We start from the raw sequence: 23,161 nt of genomic DNA, 5'->3' as shown, positions 1-23,161 counted from the left end.
ACTCGATCCACGGGCGATAACACCCGGCCCTGTGGGAGCGAGCTTGCTCGCGATGCGGTCACCATAGGCACTTGTAGTGCCTGCAATGCCGCTATCGCGAGCAAGCTCGCGCCCACAATGGGTGCTTCACCTCAGGAGGCTGATATCCGGGCCTTGCGCCGCCGACGACTGATCAACCCCAACCCCACCGCCACCACCAGCACGACCCCGCCCACTTCCAGCCCAGCCTTGTAAGGCCGCAGCGCCGAGCGGATCGGGTCCAGGGCCTGGGTCACGTAGCGTTTGTTCGCCTTGCCGAAGTCCGGCTCCTGGCATTGATGACCAAAATCCTCAGCCCAAGCCACGTACGGGCCTTCCTTCACATAGCGCTGGTACAACGCGCTTTGCTCTTCAAGGCTGGAGTTGTACCCCACCGCCTTGCACAGCACCGCCGCAAACGCCTGGCTGGTATGGGGCAGGTAATCCGCCGCCTGGCTCGCCAGCGCCGTGGCGACAAACCGATAGTGATAACGCACATCCGGCTGCGCGACGCTGGCCTGCTGGCGTTGCACTTCACCTTCGGCCACCAGTGGCCCGACGTTCAACTCGACCGGTTCCAGGCTGTAATTGCCGCCCAGGCTGGCGTAATCCGGCGCCATCTCATAGCCGAGCAGTTCCATACCCCATTTGCGCGCCATCCACGACGCTTGGAAATACGCCTCGGCCCGCCGGGTTGGCCACCACTTGGACTCGGCGTCCTGACGCAACTGCCCATAGGCACGGGCCTTGTTCTGCAGGTCCGGGTTATCGAAATAAGCCGGCGCCTCATCAAAGCGCCCTTCCCTCAGCAAACGCCTGCCCAGCAGATTGCGCAAGCTCGCGGCCACCGGCAGCGGCACGTAGTTGTCCCGGTCCTCTTGGCTCAACGCCGGTGGCGCCGGGACTTGAGCGTCGACGTACTGCTTGAGCTCATCCACTGTGAGCACCCGCTCGGCGACGGCGGCAGCGTCATACCAATAGTTGCTCTGGCCGCGATAGAGCTGATCGAAGGCTTGCAGGTAATCACCGCGCTGCAAGGCCAGGATCGCGCTTTCCCCTTCGACCCGGCACTTGGGTTGCACCGACTCGTAATTCCAATCCGGTGTGCGCCGGCTGCCCCAGGATTCATCGTTCGGAAACGCCTGGGCAGCCTTGGCATAGGCCGCCGCCGCGGCCACCTTGTCGCCGTCGCGCAAGGCCAACTTGGCGCGCACCCACCAGGCCAGGCCTGTGTCGGGAGCCTTTTGCACAAACGCCTGGGCGTTGGCGTAATCGCCGTGCTGGTAACTCACCGCCGCCAAACGGTCAGCATCGTCCAGGTTGTCCCGGGCGTTGGTCTGCAACAGTTTGACCAACCTTTTCTCACCCGAAGGTTCTTCATCGTCCCACCAGCCAACGCGGCTGAGCAGGTAGGCGGTGACCAGTCGCTGCACCGCTTTGGTCTTGAGCAGCTCGCCCAAGCGTTCATCCGACTCGACGCTCAGACCTTGTGCCAATTGCAGCAACGAGCTGTAACCGACCGGGGACCCTTGCAGGTTCTGGATCGCGTACAAGCCGATGGCGCTCTCCCAGTCGTCGGCGGTGTAGGCCACCCGGGCTTCTTCGCCAAGACTGGCGATGCCCAGTTCCAGCGGATCGCTGAAGCCGGCGATGCTCATTTCCCGGGCCTGGCGAAACGCCGCTCGCGCCTGATCCTGCAAGGCCACAGGGTCGCCGCTGCCCGCCTCGGTGCTCACGGCAAACAATGCCCGCCCAAGGGAATACGCAGCCCAGGTGCTGCGCAACCGTCGCTGGTCGGCCGGTAACGCCAGCAATTGCTGGAACGCTTCCACGGCGCGCTGATGCTCACCGACGTTAAAAGCCGTCGCGCCGAGCGCATACAGGCGCAGCTCATCGGGCAGGTTGGCCGCCTCGGCCGCCACCTGGTCGATATCGGTCAGCGCCCGCAGGCGCTCCACCACCGCTTGTTGCGGCGGGGTCAGGCCAATCTGCTCGGCCTGGTTGCGTTGTTCAACGTAGGAAGGCAGGTCGTCATAGTTGTAGTCCGGGTTGCGCGTCGCCTCGGTGGCCGGCTTGAGCCCGGCAATCGCCTGGCCGAGGCGGCTGACCTCGAAGCGAAAGCTGCCTTCGGGCAACTCCGCCAGGGTCTGGGCGCGGTTATCCAGCAGGCGCATCGGGAAATCCGGCCCGCAGGCCAACGCCGGGCCCAGCGGCAGGCACAGGCTCAGGCACAGCAGGTGACGAGGCCACTTACGGGTAAACATTGAAACCTCCTTGGTCGATTTTCGTACAGTGCGCCCAACCGATTGCTCGTTGGCTACCAGCCGCCAAGCGGCCTTCCTGAATGCGGGTGAAGGTAAGCAGTCCGGGAGTTTGTTGCAACGTGTAACCGGCCAAGGCATCGACGCCGTCACACGCCCCGACCGCCAATGTCAGGCGCTGGGGCCAGGGGCGGTCGAGATTGCCCTGGTTGACCAGGCGGATATCGTACAAACCGCCCTGCTCCTCCCACTGCAATGCCAGGCGACTGTCCAGGTGATCGCCCCGGGCGACGGCACCGAGCGTGGTCAGGCTCCACGCTCGCCGGTCGCCGGCCAGCGGCAGGCGAAACCAGATCAGCCCCGCGAGATGTTTCGGCGGATCAGCCCGCAAATCCGCCGCAAGCCCGGCCACTTGTTGCGGATCGGCCAGCAACTCCCGACGCTCGCCGCCGCGATCGATCGGCACTTCGCTCTCCACCACCGGCACGCCGCTCTCCTGGGTCAACAGCGCCACGCCGTAGGCTGGCAGGGCCAGATAAAACGGCCGCGTGGTGACCTCGCTCCAGCGTTGTGCCCAGTGCCGGGCCTGTTTAGGATCGAACAGCCCTTGCCGTGGATCGCTCACCGCGTGGACCTGCAGCACGCTGCTGTCCACCACGTCCAACAATCCCGGCAATGCGGGGCTGTCGAGCCAGGCCGGTAGTGCCGTGATGCTGAGCCGCAGGTTGGCCGGCAGGCTGTGCCGCAGTTGGCCGAGGAAGTTTCCATACGCCGGCAGCCGTGCATTGCCAGCATCGTGGTCGATCTCAACGCCCACCGGGGTCAGGCCTTGGGCTTGCCAATCGCCCAGCACTTGCTGGATTTGCGCAATGACCTCGCCCTGGTCCAAGGCCTTGAGCTGGCCGTCCAGGCGAATCACGGCGATCAGTGGACGGCCGTCCGCCTTGAGCAGGCCCGGGTCGATCCGCGCACGGCGCCAGCCCGCCCCGGGAAAAGCCTGCAACGCCAGCACCCGCAGCGTGGAAAAATCGCCCCGGCTTTGGCGCAGCGCCGGCTCATGAGCCTTTGTCCATTGGCGCTGCCAGATATACAACTGTTGATCCAGGGCTGGGAGTGGCGGTTGTTCGCAGCCCGCCAAAAGCAACACGGCGAGGGCCAGGGAGAGCCGGAAAAAAACAGTCATGAAGCCTTACCGCGCGCAAAAGATGTGCAGATTAACGCCGAGCGCGTCATTGTGGCAGCGAGCTTGCTCGCGATAGCGGTGGGTCAGTCAATCTATAGGCGGCTGAACCAACGCTATCGCGAGCAAGCTCGCTCCCACAGGGTTGAGGCCTACCCACGTCATCAAGGCTTACGCGCAATAATCACCTGACTCTTGGCCACCACCGCGTCCAGCGCCTGCTTGATCTGCGCCCCGCGCGGTGAGTTCAGCACCGCTTGCCAGGTGTCGGCCCAGTGATTGAGCAACGGGTGATCGGCGTTGCTGAAGTCGACCTTGGCCTCCCAGAACAACAGCATCCACATCGACCAATAGAACCCGTATTGGCTGTGGCTCAACACCTCCAGCCCGGCCTCGCTGACCATCGCCTTGAACTGCTCTTCACTGATGATGCGAATGTGATTGGGCTTGCGGAAGTACTCCGGCGCGGCGATGTCTTTTTGCAGGTCTTCGGAGCTGGGGTGCGGCACGCTCAGCAGGTACAGCGCGCCGGGCTGGCCGACCCGCACCAGTTCGGCGAGGAACTGCGCCGGGTCGTCGACGTGCTCGATGACTTCGGTGGACACCACCCGGGTGGCCGTGGCATCGGCAATGGGCAGCGGGTTGCAGTCGGTCACATGGCACTCGACGCCGCGCGCCGGGGTGTCGCTCAAGCGCTGGCGCGTGGCTTCGACCTTGGCCGCGTCGATGTCGGCGATGATGATCTTCGCCCCACGCATTCCGCAAAAATGCACGTTGCCGCCGTCGCCGCACCCCACGTCCAGCAACGTGTCCTCAGGCGTCACAGGGAAACCCGTGAACAGTTCGCCGGTTTGCTGGTTGAACCAGCCGCTGAGCATCGCATCGTGCAACCCGAGCATATACGGGTCGACTTTCTCGGCCACCGGTTCGGCGGGCGCGGGCGTGCCCGTGGTGAGTTTCTTCAAAAGGCTCAGCATGACGGGGCTCCAGAAACAGGAAGGACGGTTCGGGCGGCGGACAAGCGTTCAACCAACCGGGCGCCACGATTGCGCATGGGCATTTCGACCCAGCGGTAGTTGAGTTCGCTCAACAGCCCGATCAGCAACAACGCACACGCCAGGGCCGGCCAGGGATGACTTGCCGGGTCCGGCGAGCCCAAGGGGGCGAAACGAAACCACAACTCGCGCAGCAGGAAAAACACCGGGATGTGGATCAGGTAGATCCCATAGGAACGACTGCCCACCCAGGTCAGCGCCGTTTTCAGCCGACCGCGGGGCAACAAGTAATCCCGATCGTAAGAGGCCACCCAGACCAGCACGGCGCTGAGCACCGCAATGACCCCGAGACGGTAGAACGCCAAATTGAAGTGCTCGGTCGCGATCCAGGCCATCACGCCACCAAGGCCCAGCACCAGTAGCACACCCAGGGGCGGGTGGCGCAGCCACGTGGGCTCGAAGCGCCAGTAGCTGGGCCGCAGGCTCCAGATCGACAACAACACACCCAGCGCCAAGGCATCGGTACGGATCACCGACAGCCACAGGCCCCGCCAGGTGAAAAACTGCACGAGCACCACCGCCAGCAACACCCACACCAAATAGCGACGCGAGACGAACACCAACAGCGGCAGAATCAAATAGAACTGTTCTTCCAACGACAGCGTCCAGTACACGAAGCTCGCGCCGTATTCATACTGCATGAACGCATCGGCAAAACGCAGGTTGGCGAATTGCAGGAAACCGGCCAGGGTCGCCTGCAGGTTGGCCTGCACGCTGCCGAACGCGCCGGAGCGGTTCAGGAAGAACACCGCGAACAACACCAGCAGCAGCCAGAGCCAGGCCGACGGCAACAGGCGAAACGCCCGGCGAATCCAGAACTCCCGGGTGACGGCCCAGAATTGCCGGGGGCTGTCGCAGCGACGCAATTGCGGAATCAGGCTGCGCCCGATGACGAACCCGGATATCGCGAAAAACAGGTCCACGCCCCACCACAGCTGGAAACTGTCGGCCAGGGCCGCCAGGCGCGGCCATCCGCCAGGAAACGGCATGCCCTGCAGGTGATGGAACAGCACGCCGATCACCGCGACGGCGCGCAGCAATTCGATGTCCAGGATCCGCTTGCCGCTCATGAAGTACTCCCGGAAGAAAGATCGGGTTTACGCGCGATGATGACCTGGCTCTTGGGCATGAACCGGTCCAGCACCTGCTTGATCACCAGGCCGTCGGCTTGCGTCAACAAGTCCTGCCAGAGGCTCGCCCAACGCTCCATCAACGGCGGATACGGTGCCTGGATACGGTCGCGCACGGCACCCTCGAGGTCCCGGCCCGCCGCTCGTTCGCTGGCCCAGAAGAAAATCATGCCCATGACCCAGAAAAACCCGCTGGCCTGGCGATGCTCGATCACCAGCCCGGCGTCCTCCACCAGCGCGGCGAATCGTTCGGCACTGAAAATCTGCACATGGTTGGGCGCTTGAAAATAGCCCGGCGGCGCGATGCCTTGCTGCAAATGCTCGCCCACCGAGGCCGGCACGCTGAGCAGATACTGCGCCCCGGGGCGGCCCATGCGCACCAGCTCGGCCATGAACGGCTCGGGCTCATGGATATGCTCGAGCACTTCCATGCAGACGATCTTGTTCGCACAGCCATCGGCCAAGGGCAGCGGCAGGCTGTTGCTGACCAACCCCAGGAACGGCGCGGCAGCCTGGGCTTCGACTTGGCGAGCCAGGTCGCGCACCTTGTCCTGTTCGCTGTCGGTAAAGATCACGGACGCGCCCTGACGCATGGCAAACAGCGTCGCCACACCTTCGCCGCAGCCCACATCCAGCAAGGTATCGCCGGCCGTGATGGCAAAGCCCTTGAGCAATTCGCCGGTTTCACTGCGAAACCAGCCGTCGAGCATCGCGTCGTACAGGCCGGCATCCCGGGGCGAAACGGCCACCGGTGGCACTGGCGGAGGCGCCACTGGCCTGCGCCCGGCCAACCATCGCCGGATCATGGCTGCGCCGCGTTCCGGCGACGCTCGGACAGTTGTTCGAAAAATGCCCGCAAACGCTGCTCGGCGTTGGCCTGGCTGCAGAATTTCTCCAGGCTGCGCACGGCATGGGCCGACATGCGGCGATAACGCTCGGGGTCATTTTTAGCCACGTCGTAGCTGGCGCGGTAGGCCGAGCACAGCGAGTCCCAATCGGTGACATAACGCAGGGTCCGGTAAGCCGCACGCGGGTCGTGGGGCCAGGCGGTCAGTTCCTCGGTCGAATCCACCACGAAGGCATTGTCGTGATCGATGTAGTCGGCCATCGCCGTGTTCAACGGCGCAATCGCCGGACGGCCGCAGGACATGAACTCCATCAACGGCAGGCACTGCCCTTCGCCATAGGAACTGTTGACCACGTACCGGGTGGCTTCCACCAGCCGTTCGTAGTCCGCGTCCGCCAGGTAACCGTGAATCAGCACGATGCGGCAGCGGTACGACTGGTTTTTGTAGACGTGGTGGAGCATGTCGGTGAGCGCGGCGGTGACATCGTGGTGAGTCAGCTTGAGCACCAGGGTGGCGTCAGGAACATCGCGAAACGTCGCGCAAAATGCGCTGATCATGTCCTTCCAGTTCTTGCGCCCGTCGTAGGGGTTGAACACCGAGGTATAGATCACGCCGTCCAGCAGTAACTCGCAATCCCCGGCCGGGCCGTCCAGCACCAGCGGCGTGCCGGCCTGATGCACCGGTGGGCCATAAGGCCGCAGGTCGGTGGTGCGACTGTCGATCAGCAGGCCACGCAATTGCAGGCGCATGTGATCCACGGTCGGCCGCTGGGCCAGCACCGCGCCACGGGCGGCGAAGCGGTCCCATACCGGCGCGGCGACAGCGGCGATGGGAAAGTCCGCGCCCATCACCTCACGAACGGTGTTGACGGTGAAGCTGGAATGGGTGATCGCCATGCCGGTTGCGCCCAAGACCACTCGCCAGTCGTGCCGGGCCTCGCCCTGCCAGCTTTCGGTAGGGATGGTGCTGAATTCCCAGGCAAACACCGGAATCGTCGGGCAAGCGTAGTGGGCAGCGGTGCGATGAGGCGGTGAAAACGACAGGAATACGCAATCCTCGCCACGCCCCAGGCAGTCGGCGTACAGCTGATCGACCTCTTCGTCAGGCCGGGTCACTTCGACCACCCGCCCCAACCGCTCCAGCACCGGGCGAAACTCCTTGAGCACGAAGTAATAGCTGTACTCGGGCTTGCCGAGGTTTTCCAGAATGTTGCTCTGGTTGGTTTCCGAATAAATGATGATCAACATGAGGCGGTACCTGCCTGGACCGCCAGCGGCAGCCCTTCGTCACAGCCTGGCTCAGCCAGGAAATCCGCCAGGCGCTGCTGCACCGGGGCGAACGCGCAATAGCGGCGCATCCGCTCGTTCGCGGCAGCGGCCATGGCCTGGTAGGCCAGCGGCTGGTGCTTGGCCATGGCGTAGCTCTGCTGGTAGGCGAGTTTCAATGAACCCCAGTCGGGTCGATGGCGCAGGGTGCGATACAAAATGCGCGAGTCTTCCGGCCAGATGGTCGGTTCGCGACTGGACTTGACGATGAAGGCCACCTCGGCGTCGATGTAATCGCGCATCGCTGTGTGGTCCGGCGCGATGACGGGGCGTGCACAGGACATGAACTCCATCAACGGCAGGCACAGGCCCTCGCAGCGGGACGCATTGACGTAGAAACTCGCGGCGCCATACAGCCGGGCGAACTGTTCGTCCTCGAGGTAACCGTGCATCACCACCACCCGGCAACTGAACGGCGACAGCTGGGACAGCAGCGTCAACAGCTCGACGTAGTAGGTCGACAAGTCGTTCTGGGTCATCTTCAGCACCAGCGTGGCGTCCTCGACGTCACGCAGGGCCCAACAGAATGCGGTGACCAACTGATGCCAGTTCTTGCGCCCATCATCGGGGTTGAACACGCTGACGTACACCACGCCGCTGACTTCGGTTTCCACCACTTGGTGGGTGTCCGGCAGCACGGCCTGGGGATGGGCCGGTGCCGCCGGTTCAGGGGTAGGCTCTGGAGCGGGCTCGACGGCCACCGGCAGCGGTGCCGTCCCCCTCAGGATCCTGCTGGTGGCAACGCGCACCGGCACGGGTATCAGGTCGCGGACCGCCTCGCGATACCAGCACAGCAGGTTGTGTTTGCACAGCCACACGGGCCCCTGCTCGCGCTTGCCGGTGAAGGCGCGGATGACTTCGCGCAGGTAATGGCGAGAAATGAATGCGCGCCGCCGCCAAGACAGAGGGGGTGGCTCCATGATCGGTTCCGGTTCCGGTTCCGGTTCCGGCACTTCTTCGAGGATCGGCGCGATCAAGCCATCGGCCGACAGCCCTAGGGGCCGGCTGTCGATGATGCAGCCCTTGATCTGCAAGGTCGTTCCCGGGTTGATCGGCAGGCTCGGGTATTGCTCACGAACCGCCGCGAAACGCTCCCACAGCGGCGTGGGCAATACCAGCACCGGGAAATCCTCGCCCAAGGTCCGGCGGATCGCCTCGGCCGTATGGCTGGACAGGGTAATCACCCGGCCATGACGGGCCAGCGTGCGACTCCAGTCATGCCGCAGGTCGTCGTCCCAGTGCTCGGCCGGGATCGAATCGAACTCCCAGGCCACCACGCAGACCATCGGGCAAAGCAGGTCCAGCGGCGTCTTGTGCGGGGGTGAAAACGAAAGGAACAAGCAGTCCTGCCCGGCCTGCTGCAAGGTTTGATACAGCGGATCGACCTCGGCGACCGACGACACCACATGCACCGGCCCCAGGCTTTCCAGCACAGGACGATAGGCCTTGAGCACGAAGTAATAGCTGTACTCAGGGCGGCCGAGGCTCTGGGTGATGGAGTGATCGTTTACGTCCGAGTAAAGAATGAAATTCATGGCATCCCATCATGGCGCCGCCGTCCCGGCGGCCCACTTCATGACGGTCGAGTCACGCATCGCGCCGGCCCGGGGGCCGCCACGCATCGTTCATCTCGCTACCCGTCTCGTTCTTGTTTTTTTATGGTCCCGCCCCTGGGTTCATCTCGAAGATCGAAACCAGGGACAGCGTGACGAGGGGCATTCTAAACACATCCGCCGAGGGTTCGTGAACCGCCCGGCAAGAATAAACCCGCTATAAATATGAGAACTGACCGGTCACGATTTGCGCGGTTGAAATTGCTGCGAAATTGGCACAGATTGGCAACCAAACAACTACAACAAACGCTTCTCTAGGCTAATCGTTGAGTGACTTTTCCCCGATCTTACGGAAATTTCCCACTCAGTCCGCAATAGACGAAGCAACCGTCAAGGGGGCTGGAGCTTGAAAAAACGTCTGTTCGTTACGGGCCTCAGCGGTTTCGTTGGACGTCACCTCAAATCTCGACTGAACGGTCATGATTCGGCGTGGCAGGTGATGCCTGTCGCCGCACGCTACGACCTGATGGAGGCCAAGACCCTGGAGGGCCTCTGGCCCGAGGTTCCCGACGCCGTGATCCACCTGGCCGGGCAAACCTTTGTGCCTGAAGCCTTTCGCGATCCGGCGCGCACCCTGCACATCAACCTGCTGGGCACCTTGAACCTGCTCCAGGCCCTCAAGGCCCGGGGTTTCACCGGCACATTCCTGTATGTCAGCTCCGGTGATGTCTATGGCCAGGTCGGCGAAGACCGGCTGCCGATTACCGAGCTGCAACCGCCCGCCCCGCGCAACCCGTATGCCGTGAGCAAGCTGTCGGCCGAACTGCTGAGCCTGCAGTGGGGCATGAGCGAAGGCTGGCCGGTGCTGGTGGCCCGCCCGTTCAATCACATCGGTGCCGGCCAGAAGGACAGCTTCGTCATTGCCAGCGCCGCCCGGCAGATCAGCCGGATCAAGCTGGGCCTGCAACCGTCCCGGCTGCAAGTGGGCGATATCGACGTCACCCGCGACTTCCTCGATGTCGCCGATGTGATTTCGGCCTACCTGACCCTGCTGGAAAAAGGCGCCCCGGGGCAGGTCTACAACATCTGCTCGGGTCGCGAGCAAAGCATTCGCAGCCTGATCGAACAATTGGGCGATCTCGCCCAGGTCGATGTGCAACTGATCCAGGACCCTGCGCGTCTTCGCCGTGCAGAACAGCGTCGCGTCTGTGGTAGCCCAGCCAAGCTACGACAGGCCACCGGATGGACGCCCGAAACAACAACACAACAATCCTTGCGGGCGATCCTGTCCGACTGGGAGATACGGGTACGACAAGAATGAAAAGTGCATTGATCACGGGGATCACCGGCCAGGACGGCGCGTATCTGGCCAAATTGCTGCTAGACAAGGGTTACAAAGTCCACGGCCTGGTGGCGCGACGCAGCAGCGACTCGCGCTGGCGGCTGCGAGAGATGGGCATCGAACAGGACATCGTTTACCTGGACGGTGACATGGCCGATGCCTGCTCGGTGCAACGGGCGGTGATCAAGTCGGCACCGGACGAGGTGTATAACCTGGCCGCGCAAAGTTTCGTCGCGGCCTCCTGGGACCAGCCGGTGACCACCGGGATCGTCGACGGGCTGGGGGTTACCCACCTGCTCGAAGCCATTCGCCAGTTCAGTGTGCAGACCCGCTTCTACCAGGCCTCCACCAGCGAAATGTTCGGCCTGATCCAGGCCGAGCAACAGGACGAGCACACCCCGTTCTATCCACGCAGCCCCTATGGCGTGGCGAAACTGTACGGCCACTGGATCACCGTCAACTATCGGGAAAGCTTCGGCCTGCATGCCAGCAGCGGCATCCTGTTCAACCATGAATCACCGCTGCGCGGCATCGAGTTCGTGACTCGCAAGGTCACCGATGCCGCTGCGCGCATCAAGCAGGGCAGGCAGCAGGAATTGCGCCTGGGCAATATCGACGCCAAGCGCGACTGGGGCTTTGCCGGCGACTACGTCGAGGCCATGTGGCTCATGTTGCAGCAGGACAGCCCCGACGATTACGTGGTGGCCACCGGCGTCACCACCACCGTGCGCGAGATGTGCAAGATTGCCTTCGAACACGTGGGCTTGGACTACCGTGACTTCGTCAAGATCGACCCGGCGTTTTTCCGCCCGGCCGAAGTCGAGGTGTTGCTCGGCAACCCGGCCAAGGCACAACGCGTCCTGGGCTGGAAGCCTCGGACCGACCTCGACACCCTGATCCGCATGATGATGGATGCGGACATGAAACGCGTCGCCAAGGAGTAGGCCATGCTCATTCCCGTGATTCTCTCCGGCGGTGCCGGGACGAGGTTGTGGCCGGTGTCCCGCGAGGGCCATCCCAAGCCCTTCATGCTCTTGCCCGACGGCCAGTCGCTGCTGAGCAAGACCTACCGGCGTGCGGCGGGGTTGTTCGACGGCCGGGGCGATATCGTTACCGTCACCAACCGCGAGTACTACTTCCAGAGCCGCGATCATTATCAAAGCGCCCACCTGGAGCGCTATCGCGGTCACTTCGTACTTGAACCCACGGGCCGCAACACCGCGCCGGCCATTGCCACGGCCACCCTCGCGGTACAGGCCTTGCACGGCGACGAGGCGATCCTGGTGGTCATGCCTGCCGATCACTTGATCAAGGACGAGGCGGCTTTCAAGGCATCCGTTGAGCACGCCGTGGAGCTGGCCAAAAACGGCCATCTGGTGACCTTCGGCGTGCTGCCCTCGGCGCCGGAAACCGGCTTCGGCTACATCGAACGGGGCCAGCCCCTGGATACCAAGGGCGCGGCCAAGGTCGTGCGCTTTGTCGAAAAGCCCGACTTGCAGACCGCCACCCAGTACCTGGAAAGTGGGCGTTTCCTGTGGAACTCGGGGATGTTCTGCTTCTCGGTCAAGACCCTGTTGGCGGAGCTGCACGCCCACGCCCCCGAGCTGCTGGAACAGGCGCGCGTCTGTGTCACAGCCAGCACGGCGGTGGAAACCTCAGGTTGTGTTCAGCAGGAATTGTCCCCGGCGCATTTCACCGAAATGCCGGACATCTCCATCGACTACGCCCTGATGGAGCGCTCAGCCAATGTCGTGGTGATCCCGGCCGCCTTCGACTGGAGCGACATCGGTTCCTGGAGCGCCATCGCCAGCCTGGTACCCGCCGACGGGCAAAACAACCGCACCACCGGCGAAGCCCTGTTCATCGACAGCCAGAACAACTTCGTTCAGAGCGACAGCCGCCTGGTGGCCGCCCTGGGCGTGGAAAACCTGATCATCATCGACACCGCCGACGCCGTGCTGGTGGCCCATGCCGACCGCGCCCAGGATGTTCGTCGCGTCGCCCGGCAACTCAAGGACAAGGACCACGAAGCCTATCGCCTGCATCGCACGGTCAGCCGTCCATGGGGCAGCTATACCGTCCTCGAAGAAGGTCCACGTTTCAAGATCAAGCGCATCGTGGTCAAGCCTGGCGCATCGCTGTCGCTGCAAATGCACCATCACCGCAACGAACACTGGGTAGTGGTCGAAGGCATGGCCAAGGTCACCAATAACGGTTCGGGCTCGCACCTGGTCGCCAAGAACGAATCGACCTTCATTCCCGCCGGCCACAAGCATCGCCTGGAAAACCCTGGTGTCATCGACCTGGTCATCATCGAGGTCCAGAGCGGCGAATACCTCGGGGAAGACGACATCGTCCGCTTCGAAGACCACTACGGCAGGGCCGTCTGATGCTGTTGGCCTTGCAACGCTCACTGTGGAGCTACCGCGGCTTCGTCCTGGGCAGCGTCAAGCGCGAGTTTCAGGCTCGCTATCGCAACTCGTTGTTCGGCGCGTTGTGGACGGTGCTCAACCCGTTGTCGATGATCCTCGTCTATACGGTGATTTTTTCCCACATCATGCGTGCCCGCCTGCCCGGGGTCGAAGATGGCATGGCCTACAGCGTCTACCTCTGTGCCGGGCTGCTGACCTGGGGGTTGTTCGCGGAAATCACCACCCGCAGCCAGGGCATGTTCCTGGAAAACGCCAACCTGCTAAAAAAGATCAGCTTCCCGCGGATCTGCCTGCCGGTGATCGTGCTGTTCAACGCGGGGATCAACTTCGCGATCATCCTCGGGCTCTTTCTCGGTTTCCTGCTGATCACCGGGCGCTGGCCAGGCATGACCTTGCTGGCCCTGGTGCCGCTGCTGGCCCTGCAAGTGATGTTCGCCGCCGGGCTGGGCATGCTGCTGGGGATTCTCAATGTGTTTTTCCGCGATGTCGGGCAGTTGTTCGGCATTTGCCTGCAATTCTGGTTCTGGCTCACGCCGATCGTTTACCCGATGACGATCCTGCCGCCATCGATCCAGCGACTGCTCGCCTTCAACCCCATGACCGCCCTGATGCAGAGCTACCAGAACCTGTTTCTCTACAACCAGTGGCCGGTCTGGAGTTCGCTGGTGCCGTTGCTGGTGGTGGCCCTGTTGTTGTGTGCCTTGGGCCTGCGCATGTTTCGCCGGCGCGGCGGTGAAATGGTGGATGAACTCTGATGGGACATTTGCGCGTCACCGGCCTGGGCAAGGCCTACAAGCAGTATCCAAACCGCTGGAGCCGGCTGTTCGAGTGGTTGGTCCCCTTTTCTCGCCAGCGCCATCAACTGCACTGGATCCTGCAAGGTGTGGACTTCGAGATTCAGCCCGGGGAAGCCGTCGGCATCGTCGGGGTCAACGGTGCCGGCAAAAGCACGTTGCTCAAGATGATCACCGGCACCACCCAACCCACCTGCGGCCACATCCACTTGCAAGGCCGCGTCGCCGCGTTGCTGGAATTGGGCATGGGCTTTCATCCAGACTTCACCGGCCGCCAGAATGCGTTCATGGCCGGTCAGTTGCTGGGGATGCACGTGGAAGAAATCGAAGCGTTGATGCCCGAAATCGAGGGGTTCGCCGAAATCGGCGAGGCCATCGACCAGCCGGTACGCACCTACTCCAGCGGCATGCAGATGCGCCTGGCGTTCAGCGTTGCCACCGCCCGACGCCCGGACATCCTGATCGTCGACGAAGCGCTGTCGGTGGGCGATGCCTACTTCCAGCACAAGAGCTTCGAGCGCATCCGCAGTTTCCGCAAGGCCGGCACCACGCTGCTGATCGTGTCCCACGATCGCTCGGCGATCCAGTCGATCTGCGACACCGCCATCCTGCTCGAACACGGGCGCATAGCCATGCGCGGCAAGCCGGAAGAGGTGATGGATTACTACAACGCGATGCTGGCCCAGCGCGAGGGCCAGGTGGTTCGCCAGGAGATGCTCGCCAACGGCCAGATACGCACGATTTCCGGCACCGGCGAGGCCGGTATCGTCGATGTGCAATTGCTCAACAGCCAGGGCCAGTCGGTGGAAGTCGCCGAGATCGGCCAGCCGATGGTGTTGCAAGTGCGGGTTGAAATCCGCCAGGACATCGAGCGGCTGGTGCTGGGCTTTTTGATCAAGGACCGCCTTGGCCAGCCCATGTACGGCATCAATACCCATCGCCAGGACAAAGCCGTGACCGACCTCAAGGCCGGCGAACAGATCACCTTCCGTTTCAGTTTTGACATGCGCCTGGGCAAGGGCAATTACTCCGTCGCGCTCAGCCTGTCGCGACTGGACTCGCACCTGGACCGTAATTTCGAATGGCGCGACTACGGGCTGGTGTTTCACGTCATCAATAATCGCCAGGAGGATTTCGTCGGCTGCTCCTGGCTCCAGGCCCGGACCAGTATCCAGCGTTCGAGCCAGATTGCCGTCGAGGCGTTGCCGCAAAAGGAGTTGCCATGAGCCGTTTGCTGGTGGATTGCACCTACGTATACGACCACCCGAATGACAACTCCGGCATTCAGCGAGTGGTGCGCAACGTCATTCGCGAATTGCCGGCCAAGGACCAGGACCGCGAATGCATTCCCGTGGTGATGCTGCAGGGCAAGCTGTATGAAGTGATAAGCCTAGCCCCCCTGCCCACGAATGGATGGGATCTGGCCGGCCTGCGAGCACGCTTGGTCCAGTTCGCCAATCTGTTCTGGCTCAGGCAGCGGACCCTCGAACGGCGACGCCCCTTCAGCCATTCGGTCTGGGCACGTCGCTTCTTGTACGTTGCTTGCCGACTGTTCGCCCTGGGGTGCCTGAGCCTCCCCATTCGAATCCTCGATCGCCTGCTCAAACGCAAGCCTGCCCCGGCGCGCAGCGTACCGCTGGCACATCGAGCCGGCGATCAACTGGTGTTGCTGGACTCTTCCTGGCACTCAGGTTTCTTTCCCCTGGCCGAACAGCTCAAGCGTGATGGCGTCGGGATCATCTCGGTGATCTATGACCTGATTCCCTTGACCCATCCACAATTCTGCGATGCCGGACTGGTCAAGGTGTTCAACCATTGGTTCGACTGGATCGCCCGCACCGCCGACGGCTACATCGCCATCTCCACCACCATCCGCGACCAGCTTCGCCAGGAAATGGTCCGGCGTATTGGCGAGCAACAGGTGCGCGAGCGCTGGTTCGACTATTTCCACTTGGGCAGCGAACTGGACCTGATCGACACCACTGACGCCGTCGACCCGAACTTGCTGCGGCTGTTCAAGCGCCCTGAGCCGGTGTTCCTGATGGTCAGCACCATCGAACCGCGGAAAAACCATGCCTACCTGATCGATGCGTTCGAGCGGGCCTGGGCCGCCGGTTCACAAGCACGGTTATGCATCGTCGGGAAAATCGGCTGGAAATGCGAAGCCCTGATCGAACGTATCCAGCGTCATCCACAGCTCGACAGCCGCCTGTTCATGTTCAACAACCTGGCGGACCAAAGCCTGGAACACGCCTATCGGCACTCCACCGCGCTGGTGTTCCCGTCCTACGTGGAGGGCTTCGGCCTGCCGTTGGTGGAGGCCATGCAACGCGGCTTGCCGGCGATGGGCAGCGACATCCCGGTGTTTCGGGAAATCGGCGGTGACTTCATGGTCTACTTCGATCTCGACGATCCCCAAAGCCTGGCGAACCTGGTCATCGACATGGAACACACCGGGGTATTCCCGGCCAGGCGCAACCTGGATCAATGGCAATGGCTGAGCTGGCGCCAAGCCAGTGCGCAACTGGTAGAAAGAATCGAGGGCCACGTTAACGAAGTCATCGTCGACCGGGAAACAGCATGCGGATAGCCCTCAACGCACGCATTCTCCAGGCGCCACGCACCGGCATCGGCCACTACGTAGCGGAACTGGCGACGGCCTTGACCCAGGAGCCGGATGTACAGTTGTCACTGTTCCACGGTTGGGGCTGGAGCCCGCAATTGCCGCCAACAGCCAAGCCTGGCTATTCAAGGCTGAGCCCATTGCTGCGACGGGTTCCGGGCGCCTATCAGGCGCGGCGCTGGCTGGAGCAGAAACGCTTCGATCAGGGCCGTTCAAAGGCTATCGACCTTTATCATGAGCCCAGCCTTTGGCCGCTGGCCTTCGAAGGGCCGACGGTGATCACCCTCCATGACCTTACGCACCTGCGCTACCCCGAGACGCAACCACCGGCACGCCTGAAGGAAATCGAGCGACGACTCAGCCGCGCGGTGGAACAGGCGCAGCTGATCCTGACCGACTCGCAGTTCATCGCCGATGAAGCCCAGCAATATTTCGGCCTGACCGCCGAGCGCCTGAGGGTCGCGCCGCTGGGGGTCGCGGCACGTTTCCACCCGCGCGAACCGGAAGCGATCGACGCCGTGCTCAAGGCCCATGGCCTGGAGCATGGCCGATACTTTCTCTGCGTCGGCACCCTGGAGCCACGCAAGAACCTGTCATTGGCCCTGCGCGCCCATGCCGGGCTCCCTGAATCCCTGCGTCAGGCTTTTCCTTTGTTCATTGTAGGAATGAGCGGATGGCAACAGGCGCAGCTCAATGATGAGTTGAAACGCGCCCTGGCTGGCGGTCATGTTTGTCTGGCGGGTTACCTGCCTGACGAACAGGTCGCCCAATTGTTGGCGGGGGCACGGGCACTGGTGTTCCCGTCGTACTACGAAGGCTTTGGCCTGCCGGTGCTTGAAGCCATGGCCAGTGGTACGCCGGTGATGACCACCCGCTGCTCGGCGATGCCGGAAGTGGCCGGGCCAGCCGGTATCTACTGCGAACCCGACGATCCGCACGGCATGCGCGACGCCATGGAGCGGTTGATTGAGGATCGCCTGCACTGGCAGGCGTGTCGGGAAGCGGGATTGCAACAAGCGGCGCTGTTTTCCTGGGAACGCTGTGCAAAGGTCACTGCCCACGCGTATCGCCAGGTCTTGGGAGGTTGAATGCGAGTCCTGCACTTCTACAAAACCTATTTGCCTGATTCCATGGGTGGCATCGAACAGGTGATTTTTCAACTCTGCGACAGCACTGATCGGCTGAGCATCGATAACACCGTGTTGGCCCTGAGCGGGCAGCCATCACCAGAACCGATCCAGCTCCGACAGCATGTCGTCCACCAAGCCCGAATGGACTTCCAACTGGCGTCCACCGGTTTCTCCTACAGCGTTTTCAAGAAATTCCGTGAGTTGGCCGCCGAAGCGGATGTGATCAACTACCACTTCCCCTGGCCGTTCATGGACCTGGTGCACTTTTGCAGTGCCGTGAAAAAACCTTACGTCGTGACCTACCATTCTGACATCGTTCGCCAACGACACCTGCTCAAGCTCTACCGGCCGCTGATGCGACGCTTCCTGGGCGGCGCTGACCGTATCGTCGCGGCCTCGCCGAACTATGTTCACACCAGCGATGTGCTCAAGGAATACAGCGCCAAGACCCGGATCATCACCTACGGCCTGAACAAGACCAGTTATCCACAGCCTGACGCCGAGCGCATGGCGCAGTGGAAGGCAAAACTGGGCGAGCGCTTCTTTTTGTTCGTGGGGGTGATGCGTTATTACAAAGGCCTGCACATCCTGCTCGACGCCCTCAAAAGCGTGGATTACCCAGTGGTCATCGTGGGCGCCGGCCCGCTGGAAAAACAACTGCATGCCCAGGCCGCGGCACTGGGCCTGCGCAACCTGCACTTCCTCGGGCGTCTGGGGGACGAAGACAAGGTTGCATTGCTGGAACTGAGTTATGCCATCGTGTTTCCTTCGCACCTGCGCTCCGAAGCCTTTGGCATCTCCCTGCTCGAAGGCGCGATGTTCGGCAAACCGATGATCTCCAGCGAAATCGGCACCGGCACCAGCTACATCAACACCCACGGCGAAACCGGCCTGGTGGTGCCACCCAGTAACCCCGAGGCTTTCCGCGAGGCGATGCGCACCCTGTGGGAAAACCCGGCTCAGGCCCAGGCAATGGGCATCAAGGCCGAAGCCCGTTACCGCCAATTGTTCACCTCCGAAGAGATGGGCCAAAAGTGGGTGCAGTTGTACGAGGAACTGCTGGAGGAAAAGGCGCTTTCCTACGCCTGATCCCAACTCACGATAGAGCAAAGAAATCTCTGCCGTGTGGGAGCAAAGCTTGCTCGCGAAACAGGCACCTCGATCTCTGAAAGACCGCAGTGCCTTCATCGCGGCAAGCCTTGCTCCGACAGTGAAGATCCCCCTCACCACCGGGTCTGTTTCAGGCGTGCTTTTGCAACCCGGCAACCGTACGCGGCATGCCCACGAACCCGGGCAAGGCTTCGATCCGCGCCAGCCAGGCCCGCACATGGGCGTAGTCCTGCAGCGACACATTGCCTTCCGGTGCGTGGGCGATGTAGCTGTAGCCGGCGATGTCCGCGACGGTCGCCGTATCACCCGCCAGAAAATCACGACGGCTCAATTCCTGATCAATGACTTTCAACACAGCGTGGGAACGGGCAATCACATCCTCGGCGTTGTAGGCCGCGCCAAACACCGTGATCAATCGCGCCGTGGCCGGCCCCGCATGGATCGGCCCGGCCGCCGCCGACAACCAACGCTGCACCCGCGCGGCGCCGACTGGATCGGTGGGCAGCCAGTGGCCCTTGCCATATTTGTGCGCCAGGTACACCAGGATCGCGTTGGAATCCGCCAGCACCACGCCGTCATCGTCAATGACCGGTACCTGGCCAAACGCATTGAGCGCGAGGAAGTCCGCTTGTTTGTGCGCGCCCTTGGCCAAGTCGACGAAGACCTCTTCGACCGGTAGCCCGAGCAACGAAAGCATCAATTGAACGCGATGGGAATGGCCGGACAGCGGGAAGTGATAGTGCTTGATAGGGTTCATGGTCGACTCCGCAGGAAGTGACGCCATCAGCACAACGGCGTCGATGGAGTCATCTTCCGCTCCGGACCAAAACAAGAGAATCACCCAGAAATGCAATCCATTATTTCAACCAGAGAAACAATGCTTCAGCCGCTCAAGGCCGGATGTTCGCGCAATGCACTGACGACAAAATCGACAAAACTGCGGACCCGCGCCGGCGCATTGCGTCCGCCCTGGTACACCACATGGATCGGCAGAGGCGGCAATTCGAAATCGGCCAGGACGATTTCCAGTTCGCCGGCGGCCACGTTGCCCGCCACTTGGTAAGACAGGACTCGCGTCATTCCCAACCCCTGGCAAGCGGCGGTGATCGCCGCCTGGTTGGCCGTCACCACCAGCCGAGGCACGGGCCGGACGGCCAACGCTTGGCCTGAGTCGATGAAGGTCCAGCTTTTGACCTGGCCAATGGCCGACGACGCGACCACGGGCATTCGCTCCAGGTCATCCGGATGCCGGGGCCGCCCGTGACGTGCGAAGAAGTCCGGGGAGCCGCACACCACTCGTCGTACTTCGCCGACCCGCACCGCGTGCAGGTTGCTGTCCGGCAGCTCGCCAATGCGCAGGGCAACGTCGATGCCCTCCTCCACCAGGCTGACCGTGCGGTCCAACAACAAAGCGTTGATGCTGACCTCAGGGAACCGATGCAGGTAATCCACCAGCAGCGGCGTGACAAACGACTGACCGAACAGCACCGGCGCGGTGATCGTCAATTGCCCACGGGGCTGGACATGGCTGCCGGCCGCCGAATCCTCGGCTTCCTGCAAATCGCTCAGGATCCGCCGACAGTCCTCGAGAAAGCGCTGACCGGCTTCGCTCAGGTACACATTGCGGGTGGTGCGTACCAGCAATGGCGTGCCGATGCGTTGCTCCAACCCTGCCACCGCCCGCGTGACGCTGGCCGCCGACAGGCCCAGGCGCCGCGCCGCCGCCGAAAACCCCGACTCCTGGGCCACGGCGAGAAAAACCTGCATTTCCTGGAACCTGTCCATCCATCCCCCGATGAGAAATCCTGATACAAGTTTTTCCGCGCACCTCAAAAGCAGCGCTGCGCCGCCATTGTAGAGACCTGCGCCAGTGAACCACAGCCTAGCGCAGCCGGACACCGGGACATTGGCCCGACCCGCGGCGATAGCCCTTGGTACCATCCCGCCTCATGACAGTTTCATGACCGAAGGAAGAACCTTCTGTGGGAGCGAGCTTGCTCGCGATGGCGTCAGTCAGTCACACGCCATATGGACTGACACACCGCTATCGCGAGCAAGCTCGCTCCCACAGAGTGGGTGTGTCGTTCAATGGATTGGCTTCAACTGAAAGGCCCGTTTCTCGTGAATATCATTTATCGCGCTTCAACCCACCCCCGCGCCGCCCTCATCACCCTGATCGGCTGCGTATTACTCGTTCCCATGGGCCTGCGTCTCGCCCTGGGCTGGTCCGATCCGCTGGGCTATCTCTCGGACCTGGGTATCGGCGGGTTGCTGATCGTGCTGCTTCATCGCCGTCCCGGGTGGCTGGCGTTCCCGGTATTACTGGCCTGGAGCGCATTGACGCTGACCAGCATCGAATTGGTCAGTGCGGTAGGGCGGATGCCCAATCCTTCGGACATTCATTACCTGACCGACCCGCAGTTCGTTGAAAACTCCACCAGCGGCGGCTTCGCCCATCCGTGGCTGGCCGCGGTCCAGTTGGCCGCGCTGGCGCTCTGGCTGATGGCCCAATGGACCAGTCGCCCACACCCGGCACCACGCTTGCCTCGTCACGCCTGGGCCGTGCCCGTGTTGCTCCTGCTGAGCCATGGCGCGCTGCAAGCCTGGCGTCCCAGTGAAGCGGACCAATGGAACGTGTTCAACCTGCCTCACCAACTCGTCACCGCAGGTATCGCCGCCGGGCAGGACCAAGCCCGGCAATGGCTCGACGGCGATGCCGTGGACCCCGCCCCGCCCATGGCGGGGCTGACCCGCCTGGACCTCGATGGCAACAGGCTGCTGGCCGAACCGGGGCGTGCGCGCAATGTCCTGGTCATCGCCCTGGAGGGCATTCCCGGCGCCTACGTGAGTGCCAATCGCCAGGCCTTGAACAGCCGCTATCAGGAAAACCTGATGCCCAATCTCAGCGCCTGGGCCGAGCGTGGCATGAACACTCCCGATTACGTCCTGCACAGCCACCAGACCATTCGTGGCTTGTACGCGATGCTGTGTGGCGACTACGACAAGCTCGACGACGGCACACCCAAAGGCGTCGAAATGCTCAACCAGACCCAGCGCAACCAGGCCTGCCTGCCGGCCCAGTTGCGCCAGAACGGCTTTTCCACGCATTTCCTCCAGGGCGCGGGCCTGCGGTTCATGGCCAAGGACCGGATCATGCCGCACATCGGCTTTGACACGACCCTGGGCATGGAGTGGTTCACCCGGCCTGCCTACCTGGAGTTTCCCTGGGGCAAGGACGACAAGACGTTCTTCGAAGGGGCGCTGGATTACGTCGGACAACTGCAGCAGGCGGACAAACCGTGGATGCTGACCCTGCTGACCGTGGGCACCCACCAACCCTACTCGGCCCCGGATGACTACCTGCAACGCTACGACACCGCCAAGCAGGCGGCGGTGGGTTACCTGGACGATGCGCTGGACAACTTCCTGTCAGGCCTTGAGCGCCAGGGCATCCTCGACAACACCCTGGTGGTTATCACCTCGGACGAATCCCATGGCATCGACGATGTGCGGCTGGCCTCGTCCTGGGGGTTCAACCTGACGCTGGCGCCGGAACCGTTGCCCCGGATCAAGTCAGGCACCTACGGGCACGTGGACCTGACCGCCTCGATCCTCGACTACTTCGGCTTCACGGTGCCCACGTCGATATCCGGACGCTCGATGTTCAGGGACTACCCGACGGGCCGGGAAATCATGTCGTTCACCAATGGCAAGCTGCGCTACCACGACGGCAAGGGCACGTTTACCGAATGCGATTTCCTCCAGCATTGCCGTTACTACAGCAGCGAAGGTTTCATCGCCGACCGCGCCACCTATGGCGGGCAATACAGCGGCCAGCGCGCCCGATTGATCAGCGCCCGAGCCACCGCTCTGGACCAGACCCTGTTGCGCACGCCCCTGAACCAGCACTATCAGTTCGGCAGCGCCGATAAGATCCCGCTACCGGCCCAGGTTACCAACGACTGGACCGACAATCTGATCGGTGCCCAATACCTGGAAATGCCCAAGGGTTCGCAAACCCGCGTCAGCCTGACCATCCGCGCGGTGGAGGCAGACCATGCCGCCTACATCTCCCTCAAGGCCAAGGAGTTCGAACAGGATGTGCCAATGGACCTGCCGACGGATGTGGCGGTGACACCCGACCAACCGCTGGTGATGAACATCAGCTTCGACAACCCACAGCAGCGCAAGGCGTTCTCCTTCCATCTGCTCGGTCATGGGGTGGGCGCGATCGAGATCAGCGACTTCAGCGTCGTGACCGAACTGCCGGACCAGACGGACCAGCCACAATACCTGGACGATATGCAGGAAGACCGCGAGACCCAATCCAGTTGAACAAAAAACGCGCAGCCATGGCTGC

Annotated in this window: 18 protein-coding genes; 9 read left to right on the top strand and 9 right to left on the bottom strand. The window is 62.6% G+C overall.

Annotated features, from left to right (window positions below; genetic code table 11):
* Positions 1-131 precede the first annotated feature (131 nt).
* From BM321_RS11905 to BM321_RS11875, 7 genes are all read right to left on the bottom strand, one after another.
* Entirely contained in the window at positions 132-2,282 is a 2,151-nt protein-coding gene (locus tag BM321_RS11905; RefSeq protein WP_092442652.1) for a hypothetical protein, read from the bottom strand.
* A complete protein-coding gene (locus BM321_RS11900) occupies positions 2,269-3,462 on the bottom strand; it encodes a DUF3142 domain-containing protein (protein WP_092442651.1) in 1,194 nt (397 codons plus the stop codon). The genes BM321_RS11905 and BM321_RS11900 overlap by 14 nt, the downstream gene beginning before the upstream one ends.
* Positions 3,463-3,623: 161 nt before the next feature.
* Positions 3,624-4,436 (bottom strand): class I SAM-dependent methyltransferase, encoded by an 813-nt coding sequence (locus BM321_RS11895; RefSeq protein ID WP_072407604.1) that lies wholly within the window; start codon positions 4,434-4,436, stop codon positions 3,624-3,626.
* Positions 4,430-5,584: an acyltransferase family protein gene (locus BM321_RS11890; RefSeq protein ID WP_092442650.1), complete on the bottom strand. Its 1,155-nt coding sequence runs from the start codon at positions 5,582-5,584 to the stop codon at positions 4,430-4,432. The genes BM321_RS11895 and BM321_RS11890 overlap by 7 nt, the downstream gene beginning before the upstream one ends.
* Complete coding sequence (locus BM321_RS11885; protein WP_092442649.1) at positions 5,581-6,450, bottom strand: class I SAM-dependent methyltransferase; 870 nt, start codon at positions 6,448-6,450, stop codon at positions 5,581-5,583. The genes BM321_RS11890 and BM321_RS11885 overlap by 4 nt, the downstream gene beginning before the upstream one ends.
* Positions 6,447-7,739, bottom strand: a complete 1,293-nt coding sequence (locus tag BM321_RS11880) for a glycosyltransferase (protein ID WP_092442648.1) — start codon at positions 7,737-7,739, stop codon at positions 6,447-6,449. Before BM321_RS11880 ends, BM321_RS11885 begins: the two co-directional genes overlap by 4 nt.
* Positions 7,733-9,352: a glycosyltransferase gene (locus BM321_RS11875; RefSeq protein WP_092442647.1), complete on the bottom strand. Its 1,620-nt coding sequence runs from the start codon at positions 9,350-9,352 to the stop codon at positions 7,733-7,735. Before BM321_RS11875 ends, BM321_RS11880 begins: the two co-directional genes overlap by 7 nt.
* Before the next feature lie 424 nt (positions 9,353-9,776).
* On the opposite strand from BM321_RS11875, the gene BM321_RS11870 reads away from it, so the two are divergent.
* The 8 genes from BM321_RS11870 to BM321_RS11835 are packed head-to-tail and all read left to right on the top strand — an operon-like array spanning position 9,777 to position 18,780.
* The gene (locus BM321_RS11870; protein ID WP_092442646.1) at positions 9,777-10,691 is read left to right on the top strand and encodes a GDP-mannose 4,6-dehydratase; all 915 of its coding nucleotides are present in this window, start codon (positions 9,777-9,779) and stop codon (positions 10,689-10,691) included.
* Positions 10,688-11,656: a GDP-mannose 4,6-dehydratase gene (gmd, locus tag BM321_RS11865; RefSeq protein ID WP_092330857.1), complete on the top strand. Its 969-nt coding sequence runs from the start codon at positions 10,688-10,690 to the stop codon at positions 11,654-11,656. Before BM321_RS11870 ends, gmd begins: the two co-directional genes overlap by 4 nt.
* A gap of 3 nt (positions 11,657-11,659) precedes the next feature.
* Positions 11,660-13,102: a mannose-1-phosphate guanylyltransferase/mannose-6-phosphate isomerase gene (locus BM321_RS11860; protein ID WP_092442645.1), complete on the top strand. Its 1,443-nt coding sequence runs from the start codon at positions 11,660-11,662 to the stop codon at positions 13,100-13,102.
* Entirely contained in the window at positions 13,102-13,899 is a 798-nt protein-coding gene (locus BM321_RS11855) for an ABC transporter permease (RefSeq protein WP_092200260.1), read from the top strand. The genes BM321_RS11860 and BM321_RS11855 overlap by 1 nt, the downstream gene beginning before the upstream one ends.
* Positions 13,899-15,164 carry an ABC transporter ATP-binding protein gene (locus BM321_RS11850; RefSeq protein WP_092442644.1) on the top strand — a complete coding sequence of 422 codons (1,266 nt, stop codon included), beginning with the start codon at positions 13,899-13,901 and terminating at the stop codon, positions 15,162-15,164. Before BM321_RS11855 ends, BM321_RS11850 begins: the two co-directional genes overlap by 1 nt.
* Complete coding sequence (locus BM321_RS11845) at positions 15,161-16,528, top strand: glycosyltransferase family 4 protein (protein ID WP_092442643.1); 1,368 nt, start codon at positions 15,161-15,163, stop codon at positions 16,526-16,528. Before BM321_RS11850 ends, BM321_RS11845 begins: the two co-directional genes overlap by 4 nt.
* A complete protein-coding gene (locus BM321_RS11840) occupies positions 16,519-17,649 on the top strand; it encodes a glycosyltransferase family 4 protein (RefSeq protein ID WP_092442642.1) in 1,131 nt (376 codons plus the stop codon). Before BM321_RS11845 ends, BM321_RS11840 begins: the two co-directional genes overlap by 10 nt.
* A complete protein-coding gene (locus BM321_RS11835) occupies positions 17,650-18,780 on the top strand; it encodes a glycosyltransferase family 4 protein (RefSeq protein WP_092442641.1) in 1,131 nt (376 codons plus the stop codon). It begins immediately after the preceding gene.
* Positions 18,781-18,931: 151 nt separating this feature from the next.
* Here the strand turns inward: BM321_RS11835 and BM321_RS11830 are convergent, their stop codons facing one another.
* Together BM321_RS11830 and BM321_RS11825 are read right to left on the bottom strand one after the other, a co-directional pair.
* The gene (locus BM321_RS11830; protein ID WP_092442640.1) at positions 18,932-19,558 is read right to left on the bottom strand and encodes a glutathione S-transferase family protein; all 627 of its coding nucleotides are present in this window, start codon (positions 19,556-19,558) and stop codon (positions 18,932-18,934) included.
* A gap of 125 nt (positions 19,559-19,683) precedes the next feature.
* Complete coding sequence (locus tag BM321_RS11825) at positions 19,684-20,586, bottom strand: LysR family transcriptional regulator (protein ID WP_092442639.1); 903 nt, start codon at positions 20,584-20,586, stop codon at positions 19,684-19,686.
* Between the two features lie 336 nt (positions 20,587-20,922).
* On the opposite strand from BM321_RS11825, the gene BM321_RS11820 reads away from it, so the two are divergent.
* Positions 20,923-23,136, top strand: coding sequence for an LTA synthase family protein (locus BM321_RS11820; protein WP_175534919.1), 2,214 nt, complete (start codon positions 20,923-20,925; stop codon positions 23,134-23,136).
* Positions 23,137-23,161: the final 25 nt, after the last annotated feature.

Source organism: Pseudomonas sp. NFIX10, assembly GCF_900111955.1.
Classification (GTDB): Bacteria; Pseudomonadota; Gammaproteobacteria; order Pseudomonadales; family Pseudomonadaceae; genus Aquipseudomonas; species Aquipseudomonas fluorescens_AA.
The sequence above is the reverse complement of the archived record's forward strand: the minus strand, read 5'-3'. Positions and strand labels throughout refer to the sequence as shown.

Excerpts from the sequence above, each read along its gene's own strand:
- BM321_RS11905 (WP_092442652.1), bottom strand. The coding sequence starts at position 2,282 with ATGTTTACCCGTAAGTGGCCTCGTCACCTGCTGTGCCTGAGCCTGTGC.
- BM321_RS11900 (WP_092442651.1), bottom strand. The coding sequence starts at position 3,462 with ATGACTGTTTTTTTCCGGCTCTCCCTGGCCCTCGCCGTGTTGCTTTTG.
- BM321_RS11895 (WP_072407604.1), bottom strand. The coding sequence starts at position 4,436 with ATGCTGAGCCTTTTGAAGAAACTCACCACGGGCACGCCCGCGCCCGCC.
- BM321_RS11890 (WP_092442650.1), bottom strand. The coding sequence starts at position 5,584 with ATGAGCGGCAAGCGGATCCTGGACATCGAATTGCTGCGCGCCGTCGCG.
- BM321_RS11885 (WP_092442649.1), bottom strand. The coding sequence starts at position 6,450 with ATGATCCGGCGATGGTTGGCCGGGCGCAGGCCAGTGGCGCCTCCGCCA.
- BM321_RS11880 (WP_092442648.1), bottom strand. The coding sequence starts at position 7,739 with ATGTTGATCATCATTTATTCGGAAACCAACCAGAGCAACATTCTGGAA.
- BM321_RS11875 (WP_092442647.1), bottom strand. The coding sequence starts at position 9,352 with ATGAATTTCATTCTTTACTCGGACGTAAACGATCACTCCATCACCCAG.
- gmd (WP_092330857.1), top strand. The coding sequence starts at position 10,688 with ATGAAAAGTGCATTGATCACGGGGATCACCGGCCAGGACGGCGCGTAT.
- BM321_RS11860 (WP_092442645.1), top strand. The coding sequence starts at position 11,660 with ATGCTCATTCCCGTGATTCTCTCCGGCGGTGCCGGGACGAGGTTGTGG.
- BM321_RS11855 (WP_092200260.1), top strand. The coding sequence starts at position 13,102 with ATGCTGTTGGCCTTGCAACGCTCACTGTGGAGCTACCGCGGCTTCGTC.
- BM321_RS11850 (WP_092442644.1), top strand. The coding sequence starts at position 13,899 with ATGGGACATTTGCGCGTCACCGGCCTGGGCAAGGCCTACAAGCAGTAT.
- BM321_RS11845 (WP_092442643.1), top strand. The coding sequence starts at position 15,161 with ATGAGCCGTTTGCTGGTGGATTGCACCTACGTATACGACCACCCGAAT.
- BM321_RS11840 (WP_092442642.1), top strand. The coding sequence starts at position 16,519 with ATGCGGATAGCCCTCAACGCACGCATTCTCCAGGCGCCACGCACCGGC.
- BM321_RS11835 (WP_092442641.1), top strand. The coding sequence starts at position 17,650 with ATGCGAGTCCTGCACTTCTACAAAACCTATTTGCCTGATTCCATGGGT.
- BM321_RS11830 (WP_092442640.1), bottom strand. The coding sequence starts at position 19,558 with ATGAACCCTATCAAGCACTATCACTTCCCGCTGTCCGGCCATTCCCAT.
- BM321_RS11825 (WP_092442639.1), bottom strand. The coding sequence starts at position 20,586 with ATGGACAGGTTCCAGGAAATGCAGGTTTTTCTCGCCGTGGCCCAGGAG.